This window comes from Pseudomonas sp. 2,4-D (assembly GCF_030418155.1).
GTDB classification, from domain to species: Bacteria; Pseudomonadota; Gammaproteobacteria; order Pseudomonadales; family Pseudomonadaceae; genus Aquipseudomonas; species Aquipseudomonas alloputida.
In genome coordinates this window covers 24,534-40,457 of sequence record NZ_JAUHUI010000045.1, presented here as the reverse complement: position 1 = coordinate 40,457, position 15,924 = coordinate 24,534, and the positions used below count along the sequence as shown (strand labels likewise).

At 62.1% G+C, this 15,924-nt stretch carries 27 protein-coding genes and 1 pseudogene; 25 read left to right on the top strand and 3 right to left on the bottom strand.

Features of this window, described 5'->3' with window-relative positions; genetic code table 11:
• From QYE47_RS23355 to QYE47_RS23235, 25 genes and pseudogenes are all read left to right on the top strand, one after another.
• A pseudogene (locus QYE47_RS23355) lies at positions 1 to 1,029 on the top strand (hypothetical protein); the annotation flags it as partial.
• A 9-nt stretch (positions 1,030 to 1,038) separates the two neighbouring features.
• The gene (locus QYE47_RS23350) at positions 1,039 to 1,884 is read left to right on the top strand and encodes a phage tail protein (RefSeq protein WP_301159221.1); all 846 of its coding nucleotides are present in this window, start codon (positions 1,039 to 1,041) and stop codon (positions 1,882 to 1,884) included.
• The gene (locus QYE47_RS23345; RefSeq protein WP_301159219.1) at positions 1,859 to 2,065 is read left to right on the top strand and encodes a tail protein X; all 207 of its coding nucleotides are present in this window, start codon (positions 1,859 to 1,861) and stop codon (positions 2,063 to 2,065) included. Before QYE47_RS23350 ends, QYE47_RS23345 begins: the two co-directional genes overlap by 26 nt.
• Positions 2,066 to 2,131: 66 nt before the next feature.
• The gene (locus QYE47_RS23340) at positions 2,132 to 2,461 is read left to right on the top strand and encodes a hypothetical protein (protein ID WP_301159217.1); all 330 of its coding nucleotides are present in this window, start codon (positions 2,132 to 2,134) and stop codon (positions 2,459 to 2,461) included.
• Positions 2,462 to 2,570: 109 nt separating this feature from the next.
• Positions 2,571 to 3,614, top strand: a complete 1,044-nt coding sequence (locus QYE47_RS23335) for a phage late control D family protein (protein ID WP_301159215.1) — start codon at positions 2,571 to 2,573, stop codon at positions 3,612 to 3,614.
• A gap of 36 nt (positions 3,615 to 3,650) precedes the next feature.
• Positions 3,651 to 4,199, top strand: a complete 549-nt coding sequence (locus QYE47_RS23330) for a glycoside hydrolase family 19 protein (RefSeq protein ID WP_301159213.1) — start codon at positions 3,651 to 3,653, stop codon at positions 4,197 to 4,199.
• Positions 4,196 to 4,723 (top strand): lysis system i-spanin subunit Rz, encoded by a 528-nt coding sequence (locus QYE47_RS23325; protein WP_301159211.1) that lies wholly within the window; start codon positions 4,196 to 4,198, stop codon positions 4,721 to 4,723. Before QYE47_RS23330 ends, QYE47_RS23325 begins: the two co-directional genes overlap by 4 nt.
• Positions 4,724 to 5,069: 346 nt before the next feature.
• A complete protein-coding gene (locus QYE47_RS23320) occupies positions 5,070 to 6,074 on the top strand; it encodes a hypothetical protein (RefSeq protein ID WP_301159209.1) in 1,005 nt (334 codons plus the stop codon).
• A 719-nt stretch (positions 6,075 to 6,793) separates the two neighbouring features.
• Positions 6,794 to 7,447: an AAA family ATPase gene (locus QYE47_RS23315; protein ID WP_210669001.1), complete on the top strand. Its 654-nt coding sequence runs from the start codon at positions 6,794 to 6,796 to the stop codon at positions 7,445 to 7,447.
• 60 nt (positions 7,448 to 7,507) lie between these two features.
• Positions 7,508 to 7,762 (top strand): ribbon-helix-helix protein, CopG family, encoded by a 255-nt coding sequence (locus QYE47_RS23310; protein WP_210669002.1) that lies wholly within the window; start codon positions 7,508 to 7,510, stop codon positions 7,760 to 7,762.
• Between the two features lie 175 nt (positions 7,763 to 7,937).
• A complete protein-coding gene (locus tag QYE47_RS23305; RefSeq protein WP_301159203.1) occupies positions 7,938 to 9,143 on the top strand; it encodes a hypothetical protein in 1,206 nt (401 codons plus the stop codon).
• Positions 9,140 to 9,409 carry a hypothetical protein gene (locus QYE47_RS23300; RefSeq protein WP_301159201.1) on the top strand — a complete coding sequence of 90 codons (270 nt, stop codon included), beginning with the start codon at positions 9,140 to 9,142 and terminating at the stop codon, positions 9,407 to 9,409. The genes QYE47_RS23305 and QYE47_RS23300 overlap by 4 nt, the downstream gene beginning before the upstream one ends.
• A 154-nt stretch (positions 9,410 to 9,563) precedes the next feature.
• The gene (locus QYE47_RS23295; protein ID WP_301159199.1) at positions 9,564 to 9,764 is read left to right on the top strand and encodes a hypothetical protein; all 201 of its coding nucleotides are present in this window, start codon (positions 9,564 to 9,566) and stop codon (positions 9,762 to 9,764) included.
• A gap of 44 nt (positions 9,765 to 9,808) precedes the next feature.
• A complete protein-coding gene (locus QYE47_RS23290) occupies positions 9,809 to 10,096 on the top strand; it encodes an XRE family transcriptional regulator (protein WP_301159197.1) in 288 nt (95 codons plus the stop codon).
• Between the two features lie 32 nt (positions 10,097 to 10,128).
• Positions 10,129 to 10,368 carry a hypothetical protein gene (locus tag QYE47_RS23285; protein WP_301159195.1) on the top strand — a complete coding sequence of 80 codons (240 nt, stop codon included), beginning with the start codon at positions 10,129 to 10,131 and terminating at the stop codon, positions 10,366 to 10,368.
• A 98-nt stretch (positions 10,369 to 10,466) separates the two neighbouring features.
• Complete coding sequence (locus tag QYE47_RS23280; RefSeq protein WP_301159193.1) at positions 10,467 to 10,673, top strand: hypothetical protein; 207 nt, start codon at positions 10,467 to 10,469, stop codon at positions 10,671 to 10,673.
• Positions 10,674 to 10,858: 185 nt separating this feature from the next.
• Entirely contained in the window at positions 10,859 to 11,326 is a 468-nt protein-coding gene (locus tag QYE47_RS23275; protein WP_301159191.1) for a hypothetical protein, read from the top strand.
• A gap of 10 nt (positions 11,327 to 11,336) precedes the next feature.
• The gene (locus tag QYE47_RS23270; RefSeq protein ID WP_301159189.1) at positions 11,337 to 12,032 is read left to right on the top strand and encodes a hypothetical protein; all 696 of its coding nucleotides are present in this window, start codon (positions 11,337 to 11,339) and stop codon (positions 12,030 to 12,032) included.
• Complete coding sequence (locus QYE47_RS23265) at positions 12,029 to 12,268, top strand: hypothetical protein (RefSeq protein ID WP_301159187.1); 240 nt, start codon at positions 12,029 to 12,031, stop codon at positions 12,266 to 12,268. Before QYE47_RS23270 ends, QYE47_RS23265 begins: the two co-directional genes overlap by 4 nt.
• Before the next feature lie 13 nt (positions 12,269 to 12,281).
• Positions 12,282 to 12,863, top strand: a complete 582-nt coding sequence (locus tag QYE47_RS23260) for a hypothetical protein (protein ID WP_301159185.1) — start codon at positions 12,282 to 12,284, stop codon at positions 12,861 to 12,863.
• Positions 12,860 to 13,099, top strand: coding sequence for a hypothetical protein (locus QYE47_RS23255; RefSeq protein ID WP_301159183.1), 240 nt, complete (start codon positions 12,860 to 12,862; stop codon positions 13,097 to 13,099). The genes QYE47_RS23260 and QYE47_RS23255 overlap by 4 nt, the downstream gene beginning before the upstream one ends.
• On the top strand, positions 13,096 to 13,290 hold the full coding sequence (locus QYE47_RS23250) for a hypothetical protein (RefSeq protein ID WP_301159181.1): 195 nt from the start codon (positions 13,096 to 13,098) through the stop codon (positions 13,288 to 13,290). The genes QYE47_RS23255 and QYE47_RS23250 overlap by 4 nt, the downstream gene beginning before the upstream one ends.
• Positions 13,287 to 13,478 carry a hypothetical protein gene (locus tag QYE47_RS23245; protein ID WP_301159179.1) on the top strand — a complete coding sequence of 64 codons (192 nt, stop codon included), beginning with the start codon at positions 13,287 to 13,289 and terminating at the stop codon, positions 13,476 to 13,478. Before QYE47_RS23250 ends, QYE47_RS23245 begins: the two co-directional genes overlap by 4 nt.
• Positions 13,479 to 13,480: 2 nt before the next feature.
• Positions 13,481 to 13,738 carry a transcriptional regulator gene (locus QYE47_RS23240; RefSeq protein ID WP_301159177.1) on the top strand — a complete coding sequence of 86 codons (258 nt, stop codon included), beginning with the start codon at positions 13,481 to 13,483 and terminating at the stop codon, positions 13,736 to 13,738.
• A 23-nt stretch (positions 13,739 to 13,761) separates the two neighbouring features.
• The gene (locus tag QYE47_RS23235) at positions 13,762 to 14,040 is read left to right on the top strand and encodes a hypothetical protein (protein WP_301159175.1); all 279 of its coding nucleotides are present in this window, start codon (positions 13,762 to 13,764) and stop codon (positions 14,038 to 14,040) included.
• Between the two features lie 86 nt (positions 14,041 to 14,126).
• Here the strand turns inward: QYE47_RS23235 and QYE47_RS23230 are convergent, their stop codons facing one another.
• From QYE47_RS23230 to QYE47_RS23220, 3 genes are all read right to left on the bottom strand, one after another.
• On the bottom strand, positions 14,127 to 14,585 hold the full coding sequence (locus tag QYE47_RS23230; RefSeq protein ID WP_301159173.1) for a LuxR C-terminal-related transcriptional regulator: 459 nt from the start codon (positions 14,583 to 14,585) through the stop codon (positions 14,127 to 14,129).
• A gap of 26 nt (positions 14,586 to 14,611) precedes the next feature.
• Positions 14,612 to 14,893: a hypothetical protein gene (locus tag QYE47_RS23225; protein WP_301159171.1), complete on the bottom strand. Its 282-nt coding sequence runs from the start codon at positions 14,891 to 14,893 to the stop codon at positions 14,612 to 14,614.
• Positions 14,894 to 15,207: 314 nt separating this feature from the next.
• On the bottom strand, positions 15,208 to 15,867 hold the full coding sequence (locus QYE47_RS23220) for a S24 family peptidase (RefSeq protein ID WP_301159169.1): 660 nt from the start codon (positions 15,865 to 15,867) through the stop codon (positions 15,208 to 15,210).
• Between the last annotated feature and the right edge of the window lie 57 nt (positions 15,868 to 15,924).

Below are 15,924 nucleotides of genomic sequence, written 5' to 3'. Positions count from 1 at the left end.
GATGCGGTGCGCGATCAGGCCAAGCCTGTTCCGCCGGCGTCCGCGCCGGTGGTGGTACCGCCTGCAGCAGCGCCTGCAGTGCGCGTTGCCGCGCCCGAGGCGGCGCCGGCAGCGCCTGTGGTGGTCGACAACCGGGATCCGGTCGCCGTACCGCCGGCAGCGCCGGTGCCTGCCCTGGGCGATGCGGTGCGCGATCAGGCCAAGCCTGTTCCGCCGGCGTCCGCGCCGGTGGTGGTACCGCCTGCAGCAGCGCCTGCAGTGCGCGTTGCCGCGCCCGAGGCGGCGCCGGCAGCGCCTGTGGTGGTCGACAACCGGGATCCGGTCGCCGTACCGCCGGCGGCGCCGGTGCCTGCCCTGGGCGATGCGGTGCGCGATCAGGTCAAGCCTGTTCCGCCGGCGTCCGCGCCGGTGGTGGTGCCGCCTGCAGCAGCGCCTGCAGTACGCGTTGCTGCGCCCAAGGTGACGCCGGCAGCGCCTGTGGTGGTCGACAACCGGGATCCGGTCGCCGCACCACTGGCGCCGTCGGCGGTGCCTGCTGTGGGCGATGCCTTGCGTGGCCAGGCCAAAGCCAGTCCGCCGGTTCCGGTGCTGGTCAAGCCCATGGTCATGCCGGCGCCACGCGATCCGGTGACCAATGCGGCGCCGGTGGCGCCTCTGGTGCTGGTTGCCCCTGAGCCCAAGGCCGTCCAGGGCGTACCCGCTCAAGCAGTCCCCCAGCCGGCACCCCGGCCGGATGGACTGGGCGACGTGGTGCGCGACCTGGTGGCCAAGGCGAAGGCGCCGGCACCTCGGCTACCCGAGCCGGCCAAGCCGGAAAAGGCTGCCCCGGTCAAGCCACCGGCACCAAAGGTGGACCAGACTTTTACGTTTTCACCGTCGATCAAGGTCGACGTGTATGGAGAGGTAAAAGAGCCCGAACAAGTGGTGCGCGAAATCGAGGCACCCCTACGCCGCCTGTTTGAGGCCTGGAAGCGCGAAGCAGAGTCGCGCATGGCTTCGGTCCAGCTGTACGACCAACCACACGTTTAAGGAGGGCCTATGGCCTACATGGAGCAGCTGGAATCATCCCTGTCCGGGCTGGTTTCAGCTGGGGAGGCTGGGCGCAAGGGCGTGGACGGCATGCTGTCACCGCTCAATGGCGCCATTGGCAGCATCACCGGCGCCGCGTCGGAGCTGGAAAACATACCGTTTGTGGGCGGCGAGGCCGGGGCCAAGCTGGGGCGGATTGTGCGCAGTATCAACGTGGCGCAGTCCCAGGTGGGGCAAGTGGCGTCGATGTATAGCCGAGCCGTCACCGGTGCCGCGCAGGTGCAGGAACGCTTGGGCACGTTCAAGACGATGGCGGCCAAGGTCACGGCCGAGGCCGGACGGGTGGCGGGGCTGGTAAGCCCGTCGCTGTCCAATGTCCTGCCCACGGGCGGGCTATTGGGCTCGGCCACGCCACTGCCCCAGGCGGTCGCGCCGTTCCCGCACCTGCTGATCATCCAGCCGCATGACCCGAAAAAGCAGCCGTATTACTTCAATCTGGATACGGCGGCCTTTGACGAGCTGCGCCGGCAGGCGACATACCGCTGGGCCGGCCAAGAGCGCCTGCGCCGTAGTGTGGCGCAGCAGGCCGTCGGGCTGGGTGAGGAAAAGATCACGCTCAAGGGCGCGATCTTCCCTCACCACAAGGGCGGCATTAAGCAGCTGGGCGTACTGCGAAGCATCGGCCGCAACCTGCAGGCGTTGAAGCTGGTCACCGGTTACGGCGAGGTGCTGGGCGACTGGTGCCTGGTGAGCGTGGACGAGGAACAAAGCCACCTGCTGTCCGGCGGCATCCCCCGAAAACAAGGTTTTACCCTGGAGTTTGTGAGCTATGGCAACGACCTGCAGAACGTCTGACGGCGACTTGCTCGATGTGATCTGCCAGCACCATTACGGCAGCCTCAACGGCACGGTCGAGGCCGTGCTGGAGGCCAACCCGGATCTGGCCAGGGAGGCGCAGCCGTACCGCGCCGGCCTGCTGATCCTCCTGCCCGACTTGTCGGCGCCGGCGGTGGAGCTGCTGCAGCTGTTCGCATGATGGCAAGTTGCCCTGTTTGGTCGCGGCCGATACCATCGCGCTCACTTGCATGGAGCTGAGGGAACGATGGCTAATTCAACTGAGCTGAGACGCTACAAGCCTGGCTGGTGGAGCGAGATTAACCGGCGGTCAAACTGGCTGCTGTTTGGGACTGTGGTTGCGGTGGGGCTGTGCTTCATCCCGATCATAGGCTGGGCCATGGCCGTCGGTATCTTTGGCCTGATGCTTTGGAAAACCTTTGGTCCGCGCCCGGTGATGGTTGAGGGCGACTGCCCGGCCTGTACCAAGTGCCTGCCCATTGACCCTAAGCGGGACGATGTATTTGCTTGTCCGACCTGTGGCAGCGTCATCAAGGTGGAGCCTGACGCCTTGTCTCTGGTGCCGATAAGCAACTAGCAACACAAAGCCCCGCCTTGCGGGGTTTTTCATTTCTGCGCCGGCGCTCGCCCGGCGTTACGCGTAACGAACCCCGCCCTGTGCGGGGTTTTTCGTTCCTGGAGCAAGCATGAAACCCACCTATCGCATCATTGCGGATGGCAACGACATTACCGCGCTGATCAATGACCGCCTGTTGCTGCTGCGCATCTCGGACAAACCCGGCATGGAGTCGGACGAATTCGAGCTGCGCATTGACGACCGCGCCCAAGCTGTTGCGCTGCCCGCGCGCGGCGGCCGCGTGGAGGTCCTGCTGGGCTATGAGGGCCAGCCCCTCAAGCGCATGGGTGCCTATACGATCGACGAGGTGCAGCTGAGCGGGCCGCCGGACGAAATGACCATTCGCGGCAAGGCCAGCGACATGCGCGGCAGTGGCAAGACCGTGCGCAGCGGCAGTTGGGAGAATGTGCCGCTGTCGCAGATCGTCACCGAGGTGGCCAAGCGCAACGGCTGGGAGCCGGTGTGCCCGGTGACAACGAAGGTCGAGCGCGTCGACCAGCGCAACGAGTCCGACTTTAACTTCATCACGCGACTGGCCCGGCAGTACGACAGCACCGCCAAGGTGGCCGAGGGCAGTCTGCTGGTCATGCCCCGGCAGGGCGGGAAAAGCACGTCCGGCAAGTCGCTGCAGGTGGTCACCATCAACAAGACGGACGTTGCCCGCTATCAGTTCCGTCTCGGTGACCGCAGCACCCAAAAGGCGGTGAAAACCCAGCACCAAGACCAGAAAACCGGCGCCTTGAGGGTGGTCGAACTGGACAACGGCGAGTCGCCCGATGGCCTGCCCCCGGTGCATACCGACCGCCATATCTACCCCAACAAGACCGCCGCCGAGCAGGCCGCCAAGGCCCGGCTGGCCGCGTTCAATCGCAGCACCGCCGGCGTGCGCCTGGAAATGGCCGGGCGGACTGACCTGTTTGCCGAATGCTCAATCAGCGCCCAGGGCTTCAAGGTCGGGCTCGATGGCGAGTACCTGGTGGACAGCGTCGAGCAGGTGTTTACCGCCAACGGTTGGACCACCGCGGTGGAATGCAACGGCGGCAAGAAGGGCAAAGCCAAGGCCTCGGGCAAGAAACAGAAAGACAACAAGCCGCTCAAGGTTGAGCAGCTGTAACCCTACGGCCGCGCGCGGCCAGCACTGGAGCAAGCAATGGCACTATCCATACAGCAACTGCAGCAGATTCTCCCGAACGCCGGCCCGAAAGCCGGCGTTTTTGCACCCGTCCTCAATGCCGCCATGGGTAAGTTTGGAATCGTCACGCCGGCGCGGCAGGCGGCGTTTATCGCCCAGGTCGGGCATGAGTCTGGCCAACTGCGCTTTGTGCGCGAGCTGGGCAGCGACAGCTACCTGGCCAAGTACGACACGGGCAAGCTCGCGGCGCGGCTGGGCAATACACCGGAGGCCGACGGCGACGGCCAGAAGTACCGGGGCCGGGGCCTGATCCAGATCACCGGCCTAGACAATTACCTGCGCTGTGGCGAGGCGTTGGGCCTCGACCTGGTCAATCACCCCGAGCTGCTGGAGTTGCCGCAACACGCGGCCGCCTCGGCCGCCTGGTACTGGCAGCAGAAGGGCCTCAACACCCTGGCGGATCGAGGCGCCTTCGAGACCATCACCCGCCGGATCAATGGCGGCCTTAACGGCCAGGACGACCGCGTGGCGCTGTGGGAGCGCGCGTGCAAGGTGCTGGGCGTATGACTGGCCTGGACTGGCGCCTGGCGGTATTGGCGCTGCTGCTGGGCCTGGCGGTCGGTGGCCGCTGCGCCTGGCTGTGGCAGGCAAACGACTACGGCAAGCAGCTGGCCGAGGTGCGCGGGGCGCATGCCCTGGAGCGCGACCGTGCCAGCACGGTAGCCCTGGGAAAGCTGCAGGCCGTCCAGGCCGAGCGCAGCGCCTTGGAGCAGCGCCTGCAGGCTGACAGTACAACTCACTATCAGGAATTGAAGAATGCTCAAGACGACCGCAAACGCCTTGCTGGCCAGCTCGCTACTGCTAATGTCCGGCTGTCAGTCCTTATCGACAACGCCGCCGTCACCATCGGTGGTGACTGTGGGGTGCCAGCCGCCGCCGGCGCCGGACGCGTGGTTTATGGCCCCGCGCGAGTCCAACTTGACCCAGCGCATGCTCAACGAATTCTCGGCATCACCGGCGACGGTGACGACGGATTGAAGGCGCTGCAGGCCTGCCAAGCCTATGCGCGGGCCATATCCGGGGGTGGGTAGCTTGTAACAAGGACGAAATCTTTTCCCCGAAAGGGGGCAGGTAGGGCTACTATCCGACATCGCGGTGCATGGCCGGTTTCGGCCATCCGTCGAGCTGGATGGAAAATTTTAAACAGTTTAGATGTTAAAAGCCGGACGCCTTTGCTATCCTCTTTGGCGTTCGTCCCTGCAGGCCAGGGATCGAAGGTAGGAAAAACAAGGGTTTAGAAAAAGAAAAAGCCCGGGGTTGGCGCCCCAGGCTTTTTGGTGATCGGCTAAGCTAAACGCTCGGCGACCGCAGCAAGGTCAGAGTTTAGCCGCCGACCACCTTCTAAGCAAGCCCATTGCTTTGAAGGACTGAGGCTAAATGACTGACTGTCTGCCCGAGATTGGGCAGGTCGCGCCTATGTGGGGGCGTAGACCGTACGCATACCCAGGCGCTAACCTGGGCACCGGTAACCGCTGCGGGCACAACCCGGAGCAGTTCGCCACCGACCGTCTGGCCTTACCCAAGGTCAAGGGCGGCCATCTGCCGTCCGTCCTCAAGAAAGCTATCAAGCGCTCTGCAGAGTTCTTTACTGACCCTGATGTTATGTCGCGCCTGGGCTATCACAAGAACAAGCTCAACAAGGACGGCAGTTATCGCCAGGTGCGCAGCGAGAACCGCGAAGCCGTGGTGCTGGTACTGCATGCCGTGCTGTCGGCTATCGATCTGGCATCCCTGCGAGTGGGGTACTACAAGCCTGACGGCACGTTCCGCAACTACACCTGTGACGAGTTGGCGGCCCGTGTGGGGCTCACCTGCCTGGAGCGGCACCCCGAAGATCCAGCTAACCCCCGCCAAGTAGCCAATTCCCGCTGGTGGCGCGCCCTGGGCTGGCTCAAGGCGGCTGCAGGTTTGAAAATATTTGAGCAGTACGAGGAAAAGGAAGACGGCACCAAGCGCGGGCGGGCGGCCATTAAGACCATGGACGAAAGTTTCCTTATGCTGCTGTCGCAGTACCCGGTGAAGACCATGGCTAAGGCCCGCAAAGCGGCCTATGAGCGGGTGCTTAAATTCCTTGGACGTGCGCCCAAGTACAACATTCAGACCGTGCAAGAGCGTGAGCGCTTGAACAACAGTTTGGATGCCAAGCCCGCAGCCTCAAACCGACGCAAGAATTTGACGCCGGGGGGGCATGATGCGACGTCACCCATGCCGCTGCACTCCATTGATGGCGAGGTGAAGGCCTACACGAAGTATGTGGAGGAGTTCACCAAGCACATCATTGAGGCCGAGGGGCGACACCCAGGCCCACGACTTGGCCAGCTATTCATTGAATACGGAGGCCTGACGGCCGAAGAGTTCAAACTGCAACAACTCCGAATGTGACCCCCCCTTATTGCCCCTCCCGAAGCCTCGGGCGCCTTGTCGTGGGCGCTCTTAGCGCATGCCCTTCCTCCTCCCCTCAAGCACCCCGCCCGCCTCTGAAAACCCTCTGAAAAGCCCTCTAATCCCCCTCGTTTTTGCAGTTATCCACAGCTCGAAAAAGCTGGGAAGAACCCCCGCGTATTAGGTAGTTTAAAAGTGGAATTAAGTAGTGAATGTTCTTTTCCGGTGCATCCCTAAAAGCTTGGGCAAGCCCTACGGGCCTGCCCGTTAATGCCTCGGCTATGCCGAGATCGCTTTCTAGAATCGCTGCCGTACCGGCAGCAACTATGCCTCGGCTACGCCGAGAAGCCGTTTACAAGAGCGCACGCGCCGCCTATACAGCCGCATACCTCCTACAAGGCCCCATCAGGGAGGCTGGAGACTCATTCCTCCTGTATGGCGCCTTCCAGTCGCTGCGGGCCGATATGACCCAATTCCGACGCTACAACAGCGCTACGGCCCTTCACTCCTTCACGCGCCGGCCTACGGCCTGGTAGGTCGCGCATACGCGCTCCGGGTAACCAGTGAGGGGGGTGGGTCTAGCTCTTTGTTGGCCTGCACCTGCAGCGTTGCTCACCTTTTGAAGCGCGACAATTGAAAAGGGGTATCGTTATAGTTGACTTGTAGTATTAAAAGGGTATCCTTTCGGTATCCATTAGATATCATAAGGATGCACGGATATGGCGGTAATCCTGATAGGTAACACCAAGGGCGGGATCGGCAAGACCACCAGTGCTGTACAGGTGGCCACCGGCCGGGCCTGCCAAAGCAAGGATGTGCTGTTGGTTAACGGCGACCGTCAGTCATCGTCGTCCAAAGCTATTGCGCGGCGTGACGCGGCTGGCGTATTGCCTGGGATTACCTGCGCAAGCTATCCAGATGGTGTGCAACTGCGAACCCAAGTGTTGCGGCAACTGGAGAAGTACGACGACGTCATAATTGATGCGGGCGGCCGCGACAGCTCGGCCTTGCGTCATGCGATGATGATTGCCGATGTGATGCTAGTGCCGATTGCGCCGGGTGATTTCGAGCTTGATGCCCTGGAAGATGAACTAGTACCACTGATTGACGAGATTCAGGCATCGCGTGGCGACAACCCCCTGCCGATCTATGCCTACCTGAACATGGCTGAGGCCAGCAAACTTTCGGCCGACAACCTGGCCGCGCGGCGCGCCATCGCCTCCTTTGATCAACTGCAGCTGCTGGATATCAACATTGTCGAGCGCAAGGCCGTTGCTTCTGCTTCTGCGCGCGGATTGTCGGTGCGGGAAATGAAGCCCCGAGATCCTAAAGCGGTCAAAGAAATTGACTCGCTGCTAAATGCGCTGTTTTAATACTAATTAAGTACCCTTTTGGTATCAAAAGAATATCCATTTAATACTGGTAAAGTACCCATGGCCACTCTGATCGAACGCGCAAAAAAACCGGCGAGCGCCGACCCCCAGTCGGAGCTGGTGGCCGCGAAGGCCGCAGCTGCGGCGCCAGATAGCGGACAAAAGCGAAGCATGCGCGGCAAGCGTGAAATGTTCTCGGTTGGTCTCGAACCCGACTTCATGGCTGAGGTTGACGCATACCGCGAGCGTAACGGGTTATCTCGACCTGCCCTAGTGCGGCTGGCGTTGAGGCGCCTTTTAGACGCTGGCCTTTAGTATTCAGGCCTCATTCCCAATAACCCGCCCGGTATGCCGAGCGGGTTTTTTTGGGTTTAAATAGTGCTGTTTAGGTATTAATAAGGTATCAAAAGGATATGCAAAGGGTATCCCTTTTGGTATATTGGGTTTGTCTTAGGCGTCGGCGCCAAGTAAGGCCCACGGGAGATTTGAAGTGATTGACCACCTCGACCATGCCACCTTCGAACTGACCCTATCGCCGCGCGCGATGACGCCGGCCGAGCGTCAGAAGAAGCTGCGGCAGTTGCGCAAGGAATCTGGCGTAAAGCCGTTACACGTAACGCCGGCCGAGCGCGAATTGTTGGGCAAGGCGCTGCGCTTGTTCGGGCGCGTCAGCTTTTCACCTGAGCGGGCCAGCGGTGATGTGGCGGCGTTGCTGGGCCGGGTGGTGCCCGATGGGCCGCAGGGTCAGGAACTTGATGATTTTAGTCTGCTGGAGGTTGGCGACACTGACCTGCAGCCGCACTGGGAAGGTTATAGCAGTGACTTTGCCCGAGCGGCTGCCGCCTTGGGCGTGCTGCGCTTGCGCAACAACCAGCACGCTGAATTGGCCTGCGCCGTGAACACGCTGCAGGGGCATCTGATGGAGGCCGGTTTAGAGGATCAGGCCCTTGCGGTAGGTCGATGGCATTGGAACAAAACCCCACTGCGCGACTACCGCAGCGAGAGCGCCCCGGAGCACATGGAGCGTCAGTCCGCAGGGCAGTCCGTTGCCGACGAACGCGACGACCTGCGCCGCTGGTACGAGGCGGAGAAAGCGGAGGGCGAGCAGTTGCGTGCTGCCCTGGCCGAGTCGCGCCGCTGCTCTTATGAGCGAGAGCAGGCCCTCAAGCGTGAGCTGGCCGAAACCGAGGCGTGGGGCGAGCACTACCGGCGGCAGCGCGACGGCAAACAGGCGGAAATCGAGAATCTGTTGGGCGTGGTGCGCGAGCTGCAGGCGCTGGCCGAGGAACTGGGCGGGCCAGTGATGAAGATGCACCCGCTTCCTGCGCCTGTCGCTGCACCGCCGGCGGGCGCGTTGGACCTGGCGCAGCTGAATGACCAAGAACTGGAGCTGCTGAAAAGCGCGCTCACTGAGCATCACGAAAAAAACAAGTCGGTGTTGTGGAAGGATGTGGCCTGTGAAAGCCTGTGGAAGCGCCTGAGCCTGCTGCAGCTGAATCAGGTTGAGCCGCAGCCGGACCCTTTCACCCGCTGGGGCGATGATCCAAGGTGGTCTAAGTCAGCATTGCAGGCAGCTGCTGCCGAAGGTCGCCAGGCGCTGGCCGCAGGGCCTGCCCAGCCCGAGCCGGTCCGCGTTACGCGTAACAAAACTAAAACAAAACAAAACGCTGCTGCAGAAAGGAATGCCCTGCGATGATCGATCACCGCCCCGGCGCCGAAGTGCCGGAAACCGCCGACGAGCTGGCCGCGCTGCGCCGCGATGCTGCGCGCTATCGCTGGCTGCGCGACCGCGCGGTGCGCCTGCAGGGCAGTGACGTGTGGTGGCAGGGTGGTTGCCTGGACCTGCGCGTGGATACGGGCCTGAACCATATCCACGCGGAATGCACCGTCGAGCCCGAGCCGCGCCGCGTGACCCGTAACGCACGCAAATTGACCAAAGGAAAGAACCAGCACCATGACTAACTAGGCTTAGGCGGCAGTCGGTCGCCTACTCGAACGTTACGGGTAGCGTCCCCGCTATAATCAAGATAGGCCTTGCATTGCGTTCCTAAAGGGAACATAATACGTCTCACGGGAAGCGCAGACGGCGCGGCCCACGACCCGAAAGGATGAGCAAATGACCCCATACACCCAGCCAGAAGCCGACCTCGAAAAAACCCATATCGAGATCGTCAAGCTGATGGCCGAAACCCGAAAGTTGAACGCGGAAGCCGGCAAGATGACCCGCGAAACCTTCTGGTACCCGGTGGCCATCTCCACTGGCCTGATCACTGCGGTGGCCACCATCACCACCCTGCTGATCAAATACCTCGCCTGATCCCCCGGCCCCGCTTCTGCGGGGCCTTCTGCATCCGAGCCCCCATGAAAATCATCAGCCAATACACGCCGCCGACGGCGCAGGACCTTGCGCGCCTGAAAGACGACCTCAACACCACCAGCCAGGCGATGGCCGAGCTGTGCGGGCTGGCCCAAGGGCAGCAGTGGCGCAAGTACACCGGCGGCAGCACGCCGCGTGTCATGGGCATGCACATGCACTTCTACATGGCGGCCATGCTGACGCTGAGCGATGACGAGCTGGCCAAGGTGCTGGCCACCATGCGCGAGCACGGCGCGGCGCTGCAGCTGGCTGATGGCCCGGCGTTACCGTAACGAACCCGCCCCAAAGGAAAGGAACCCCGCCCATGCCCCACTTCACCGCCGATCAGCAGCGCATCGTCAAGCGGCTGGACCGTGCCTTTAAGGACGCCGCCAAGGCCGGCTTGGCCCTGCGAGTATTCGATGGTGCCGTGCTGTTGGTGCGCACCGAGGACCTGGGCGACCCGCGTTATGGCCAATTTGGCAGCGAGGGCGGTGAGTGGATGGAGGATTGCACCCAGCGCATTGCCGTTGGCCTGGATGCTGACGGCGGCGCCGGCCGCTGACTGAGTCGCGCCGAATTGTTGCGAAACCCGTGACACGGCGTCAAAGCCCGAAAAAGCGCTTACAATCGGCCTGCACTTAACCCAAGGAGCTGTGCCCCATGAAGCACCATTACTACCTGTTTTCTTTCTCCGAAACCGTCGGTGTGGAGTCGCGCACCGTAGCCGCCACGCTGGGGCTGCAGCAGCAACAGGTGACCCAGGCGGCGATTGAGCGCGTGCGTAATAGCATCTGCAAATCGTCCGGCGCTGTGTTGCTGGCCGTGAGCTACCTGGGTCATATGACCGAGGAAGAATTCAAGGGCTGATGGCCCGGCAGTGGCACCGCTGCGCCTAATTTGAAGATATGTTAAATCGGCCCCCACCTTTCCTAATGAGGTGGGGGCCTTTTTTTGTGCCCGGCCTTCCCACTTTGCTATAAAATGGGCGTCCACTTTTATGGAAAGTGGTTATAGAGCAGCACCACCCTACCGCCGAAAAGGAGTTTCACCGCATGACCCATGCCCACCTGGTCGACCTGCGCGCCCCCGTCAAACGCTTTGTGGCCGCCCATCGCGTGATCGGCGCCGGCGCGCTGATGCGCCGTTTCAAGATCGGCCCGCAGCTGGCCAAAACCCTGCTGCGCGAGCTGGAAGAAGAATGGGCGCTGTACCCCCTCTGGCGTCCCGGCGTGTACCGGGTCAATAGCCAGACCTGGTGGCGGGTGATGCAGATGGAGCAGGCGTTGCGCGCCTGGTGGGTGGGCGACATGGAGATTTTCGCGGCGGTCAGTGCCGAGCAGGCCCTGCAATTGGCCGAGGGCATCGCCGGCCCTGGCTGCTACGACCTGGACGATGTGCAGCCGGTCGAGGACGCCACCCTGGCCAAAGGCATTCGCGACGAGGACGGCAACGACGAGGGCCGGCTAATCGACCTGCTGCGCTCGACCAAGGCCCCGTGCCTGCTGCTGTGTGTTGAGTGAGGGGGATAACATGAAAGAGCGGCCAATCCTGTTCAATGGCGCGATGGTGCGGGCCATTCTGGCAGGCAACAAGACCGTCACCCGCCGGGCGATCAAGCATCAGCCGGATGTGCCGGTGACCGACGCGATTGCCCGGCGCGAGTGCCCGCACGGCCCGGCCACGGTCGATTGGTACTGGCGGCCGAAGCATGGCCACCTCAACGGCATGCCCAGCCACGGCTGGGATTTCCAGTGCCCGTATGGCCAGGTCGGTGACCGCCTGTGGGTGCGCGAGACGTTCATGGACCTGTTAGGCACGGGGGTGGAGCATCGGCCCGACCCCAGCGGCCCGCTGCAGCGCTACGCCTACGCCGCCGAGTGCCCGCCGGGCTCGTATGCGGACGAGGCGCGCAAGGATATGGGTTTGAAGTGGAAGCCGAGCATTCACATGCCGCGCGCCGCTTGCCGCCTTGAGCTGGAAATCGTCGCTGTGCGGGTCGAGCGCCTGCAGGTCATCAGCCGGGCGGACATTCGCGCCGAAGGCCTGGTGTGCCCCCCTGAGCTGGCCAGCGACGACGTGTCGCCCAACTACCGCGACTGGTACCCGGCGGCGTTCCGGGAGTTGTGGGAGTCCACCGGCGGCGACTGGGCGGGCAATCCGTGGGTGTGGGTGGTGGAGTTTCGCCGCGTGCTGCCCGAGGCCATGGCGGCCAGGGTGGCGGCATGAGCCAGGACGCCCCGCGCCGCACCCTGCTGCAGCGCCTGTTCAAGGGCGGCCTCGGCCGCCCGCTGATCAATCTGTGGATCGAGGACCGGCACCACGGCTACGCCCAGTGCACCACCCACTACAAGCTCAACCTGGGGCGCTATTGCGTGCTGCAGTGGGAGAGCATCCGCACCGACCTGGATGCCTTCGACAAGCCCCTGTCCAGTGGCCACCAGCACCCGCCCCGTCACCCTTAAAAGGAGTTTCCCCATGTCCGACACCCTGCCTAAGACCGTCAACGAGTGGGCCGACGAACACCTGGCCATTCGTTCTCTCAACCTGCCCGATCACCTGAGCGATTTCTTTGAAATGCAGGTGCGCGTCATCAGAAACACCGAGGGCGCCCTGCGTGACACTAACGAGAATCGCGCCCATGGTGCTGCCGATGCCTTGCGCTATGCGAAGGTGATCAACTGGGCGGAGGCCGAGCACTTGCAGCGCATCATTGCCAACACTGCCCAGCGTGTGCGCACTGTCCAGCAGGGCGAGCCTGTCCTGGTGCTGCCGAATGTGGCGGTCGAGGGCGACGAGCTGGTGATACGGATCACCACCGACACCCTGTTGCACGCCGTCAGCATGAGCGATCAGTGGCCGGTTGACGGCCAAGGTCAGTCGCTGGCCATCGTCACCAACCGCGCGCTGTTCGTGCAGGAAATCGCCGACCAGCTGCAGCGCGAGAACGAGCAGGGCGCTACACCCGTGCACCTGCTGTTCGATGACGCGGCCGAGGAAGCGCTGAACGCCGGCAGCGAGGCGGTGGTGTTCCGTGAGGAAGACGAGGGCGACGAATGAGCAGCCTCTACCACGGTACGACCCAGCTGCAGGTCAAGGCGCCCAGCGAGCAGGAGCAGCTGGCTAGGGCGACCACTCAGGCCGAGGCCAAAGAGTTGTTCGGTGCGGCCATCGTGGGGCTGATGAAGGCCCTGCAGGCTGGCGGCATTGACGTAAACCGCTATCGGGCTGGGCGGGATCGCTGGGAGGAGGCCCTGCTGCAGCGCTTTCGCGAGCTGGAGGAGGCGCCGCGATGAACCAGCCCAAGACTGCCAGCCTTGACCAGATTCGGCAGATGCTAGCGCGGGGTGAGGTGGTGCGCCTGCAGCGCCGCCATGTGCCTGCGGTGCTCGATGGCCTAGCCGTCACCACGCGCGGTACCGAGCAGTACCTGGTCAAGCCTGCACCTAGTGGTATGAGCGAGATTCGCCTGGAGCGTCGGGCATGACGCCGGCGCAAGAGCGCACGGTGCTGCTGCTGCGCCGTGAGCAGTTCACCGTGGCCTGCGAAGGTCGGGAGGTCGTCCGCGTTACGCGTAACGGCGACAATCGGGTGATCATGCGTGACGGCACGCAAAAGCGCGGCCATCATGTCGACTTTGCCCAGGTCGGGCGGGTTTCGAGGCAAAGGGGTTAGGTTTGGCGCGTTCGGCGTACTATGAAAACGAGCTGGCACTGCTGGTCGAGACGCAAGCGGCGCGCGAGTTCCTGGCGCAGCGCGCCGAGGACAGCACCGAGGAGCGGCAACGCTGGGTGCTGTTGGTGCGCCGTGGCACCAAGTGGATACCGGTCCGCTCCAAGCGTGAGAATCCGCGCACCTGGGCCAGTCTCGACACCCTGCAGCGCTTCACTGAGGCGGTGGGTATTCCGGCGTTTACTGTTGAATCGTGGTCGTGACCTGTCACAAGGAGGTTTAACGCATGAGTGAGCGTTACCGTAACACCGGCGATCTGCTGCCCGGCTTGGTGCTACCGGGCGGCTGGGCCGACCAGTTCCGCAAACTGCTGGCCAGGATCGAGAACGCCGACACGCCGGTCAATTGCCTGCTCGCCCAGGAGCGCGCCGAGGGTGTGGTGGAGGGCCTGGAGCTGGCCAAGGCGCGCGATGCCGCCACGGTTGAGCGGTTGTATCTGCTGATAGCCGGTGCCGCCTCTATGCGCCTGCAGCAACTTGAGCAGGAAACAGAAGGGCAGAAATAGATATTAAAGGGATACTAAAAGGGCGCTGTTTGGATATCCAAAAAGCACCCTTTTAGTATCCCTTTTTATTCATTTGTGCAACCCCGTTATGCGGCTTGAGCCACCTCGGTAAAGCCAGGGCATGCGATAGCGAGGGCAATTTCTGAGTTTCCGCGCGATCCGCTGGCACTGCGCCCGTTGGTGGATCGTGCTAGGCGCGACTCGGGATTGGCGCGGCCGGATCGGCGAACGCTGTTGCGGTTGGCGTCATCCATATGCTCACTGGCGCATAGGAAGGCCAGTACCAAGCTAAGGGCTCTCGGGACTAGGACGCCAAGGGTAAAGCCCCTGGCGATCATGTGCGGACTGGATTTAGCTCCAAGCTTGCGCTTAATGCTGGCCTCAAAGTAGCGCATGCCATGGCTGTCGATGCCTACAGCCTGGCTAATCGCGCTTGGCGTCTCCCCGTCGGCCAAGCCAACCAGTATGCGCAGCTCCTTGGGGGTAAGTGCCTGACCGGGCAGTCCCAGTACGTCCTCGCCTCGGATTTCCATTTCAGCTTGCATTGCAGTCTTCCTTGAGCGGCGGCGATTCAGGCGACGGGCTGGATTCTCATTTGTCCGATGATTTCGGCAAAGTTCTTGAGGTTTTCCGCCAGCTCTGCGGCCGCCATCTGGATCATGTCTGCGTGCAGGTCATATTCGCCGCTGTCGATTGCGCGAGCCGCCATTGCATCGATTCCTTGTGCTTGAGCAGCTTTGCGCATGGCGTGCGTGTAAAGCTGGGTTCGGGTTTCTTCCGTGAAAAGAACGATCGTCCCATCAGGGGTAATCGCAAGCGCATTAAGCTGGGTGGTCGGCAATCCTGTATTCATTTCACTTACTACCTTGCAAGCTGTAAATTACATTAAGACTGTAAATGCGGCGTGTAATTTGCCCCAAAAAGGTGCGCTCAGGCTGAGAATTGTGCGGCCTGAAAAGGCTCCCTGTGACAAATCACGTCGCGGCGACCACTATAAAGACGCCGAGCCATGATGGCAAAACGCAATTACAACCCAGGATGAATGGCAGGCCTTAGTTTTCTGACGCCAAGTAGCTGCCTCGTTTTGGTGCGATCATTATTTCTGTTAACAACAGTTTAACTGTAGTTTGAGGGCGTAGAAAAGCCCCTTTCGGGGCGCTATTTTGCTCAGCGTAGCTGAGCAATCATCCGAACGCGGCCGAGGATGTGAAGCGCCTTGAGCTTTTCATTTGAAATCGTTTCGTCGGGGTAATACTCCCGTCTTTCGGCCTGGATCACATAGTTGCCGTCGAGGTCCTGCCGAATCCAGCGCAAGCGCGGTCGCGCTCCCACCATGATGGCGAACATATCGTCATTGCTAACCGTGGTCTCACCTAGATCAATCAAGGCCAAGTCGCTCTTTTTAATGCGGGGCTCCATGCTGTCGTCCGGGGCGGTGATTAGCAGGATTTTCTGGCGGTCCAGGTTGTTCGCTTCAAGAAAGTCTCGATGGAAGGCCAGCGATGGGTCGCCTAGGTCGACGGCGCCCGACGTTGAAGGAACGGTCGAGAGTGGTGGCACTACATAGCCGCTGGTTTCGGGCGCCGATCCGTCATCATCGCTTAGGCCGCCGAGGTACGCCGGCGGCGCGTCGAATATCTTGCCGAGAGCAATCAGCATCTCATGCGGTGGCACGTTAATGCCCTGCTCCCAGTTTCCGTAGCGGGATGTGCCGACCTTCTCGCCAGTAACCGCGCTCAGCTGTTGAGCGGTTTCCCTGTAGGTCCAGTCTTTCCGTATGCGGCAGTCCGCCAGGCGTGCGGATATTTTGCGGCGAGGATCAAACATTGGGGTCCCTTTATCTGGCTGTGCTTCTCAAGTTTATACATTCTAACTGTAAGAAAC

Coding starts and splice junctions, on each gene's coding strand:
- QYE47_RS23315 (WP_210669001.1), top strand. CDS start 6,794: ATGGCGGTAATCCTGATAGGTAACACCAAGGGCGGGATCGGCAAGACC.
- QYE47_RS23225 (WP_301159171.1), bottom strand. CDS start 14,893: ATGAATACAGGATTGCCGACCACCCAGCTTAATGCGCTTGCGATTACC.
- QYE47_RS23255 (WP_301159183.1), top strand. CDS start 12,860: ATGAGCAGCCTCTACCACGGTACGACCCAGCTGCAGGTCAAGGCGCCC.
- QYE47_RS23335 (WP_301159215.1), top strand. CDS start 2,571: ATGAAACCCACCTATCGCATCATTGCGGATGGCAACGACATTACCGCG.
- QYE47_RS23260 (WP_301159185.1), top strand. CDS start 12,282: ATGTCCGACACCCTGCCTAAGACCGTCAACGAGTGGGCCGACGAACAC.
- QYE47_RS23310 (WP_210669002.1), top strand. CDS start 7,508: ATGGCCACTCTGATCGAACGCGCAAAAAAACCGGCGAGCGCCGACCCC.
- QYE47_RS23235 (WP_301159175.1), top strand. CDS start 13,762: ATGAGTGAGCGTTACCGTAACACCGGCGATCTGCTGCCCGGCTTGGTG.
- QYE47_RS23220 (WP_301159169.1), bottom strand. CDS start 15,867: ATGTTTGATCCTCGCCGCAAAATATCCGCACGCCTGGCGGACTGCCGC.
- QYE47_RS23270 (WP_301159189.1), top strand. CDS start 11,337: ATGAAAGAGCGGCCAATCCTGTTCAATGGCGCGATGGTGCGGGCCATT.
- QYE47_RS23345 (WP_301159219.1), top strand. CDS start 1,859: ATGGCAACGACCTGCAGAACGTCTGACGGCGACTTGCTCGATGTGATC.
- QYE47_RS23245 (WP_301159179.1), top strand. CDS start 13,287: ATGACGCCGGCGCAAGAGCGCACGGTGCTGCTGCTGCGCCGTGAGCAG.
- QYE47_RS23320 (WP_301159209.1), top strand. CDS start 5,070: ATGACTGACTGTCTGCCCGAGATTGGGCAGGTCGCGCCTATGTGGGGG.
- QYE47_RS23285 (WP_301159195.1), top strand. CDS start 10,129: ATGCCCCACTTCACCGCCGATCAGCAGCGCATCGTCAAGCGGCTGGAC.
- QYE47_RS23250 (WP_301159181.1), top strand. CDS start 13,096: ATGAACCAGCCCAAGACTGCCAGCCTTGACCAGATTCGGCAGATGCTA.
- QYE47_RS23325 (WP_301159211.1), top strand. CDS start 4,196: ATGACTGGCCTGGACTGGCGCCTGGCGGTATTGGCGCTGCTGCTGGGC.
- QYE47_RS23340 (WP_301159217.1), top strand. CDS start 2,132: ATGGCTAATTCAACTGAGCTGAGACGCTACAAGCCTGGCTGGTGGAGC.
- QYE47_RS23290 (WP_301159197.1), top strand. CDS start 9,809: ATGAAAATCATCAGCCAATACACGCCGCCGACGGCGCAGGACCTTGCG.
- QYE47_RS23275 (WP_301159191.1), top strand. CDS start 10,859: ATGACCCATGCCCACCTGGTCGACCTGCGCGCCCCCGTCAAACGCTTT.
- QYE47_RS23280 (WP_301159193.1), top strand. CDS start 10,467: ATGAAGCACCATTACTACCTGTTTTCTTTCTCCGAAACCGTCGGTGTG.
- QYE47_RS23330 (WP_301159213.1), top strand. CDS start 3,651: ATGGCACTATCCATACAGCAACTGCAGCAGATTCTCCCGAACGCCGGC.
- QYE47_RS23350 (WP_301159221.1), top strand. CDS start 1,039: ATGGCCTACATGGAGCAGCTGGAATCATCCCTGTCCGGGCTGGTTTCA.
- QYE47_RS23265 (WP_301159187.1), top strand. CDS start 12,029: ATGAGCCAGGACGCCCCGCGCCGCACCCTGCTGCAGCGCCTGTTCAAG.
- QYE47_RS23300 (WP_301159201.1), top strand. CDS start 9,140: ATGATCGATCACCGCCCCGGCGCCGAAGTGCCGGAAACCGCCGACGAG.
- QYE47_RS23230 (WP_301159173.1), bottom strand. CDS start 14,585: ATGCAAGCTGAAATGGAAATCCGAGGCGAGGACGTACTGGGACTGCCC.
- QYE47_RS23295 (WP_301159199.1), top strand. CDS start 9,564: ATGACCCCATACACCCAGCCAGAAGCCGACCTCGAAAAAACCCATATC.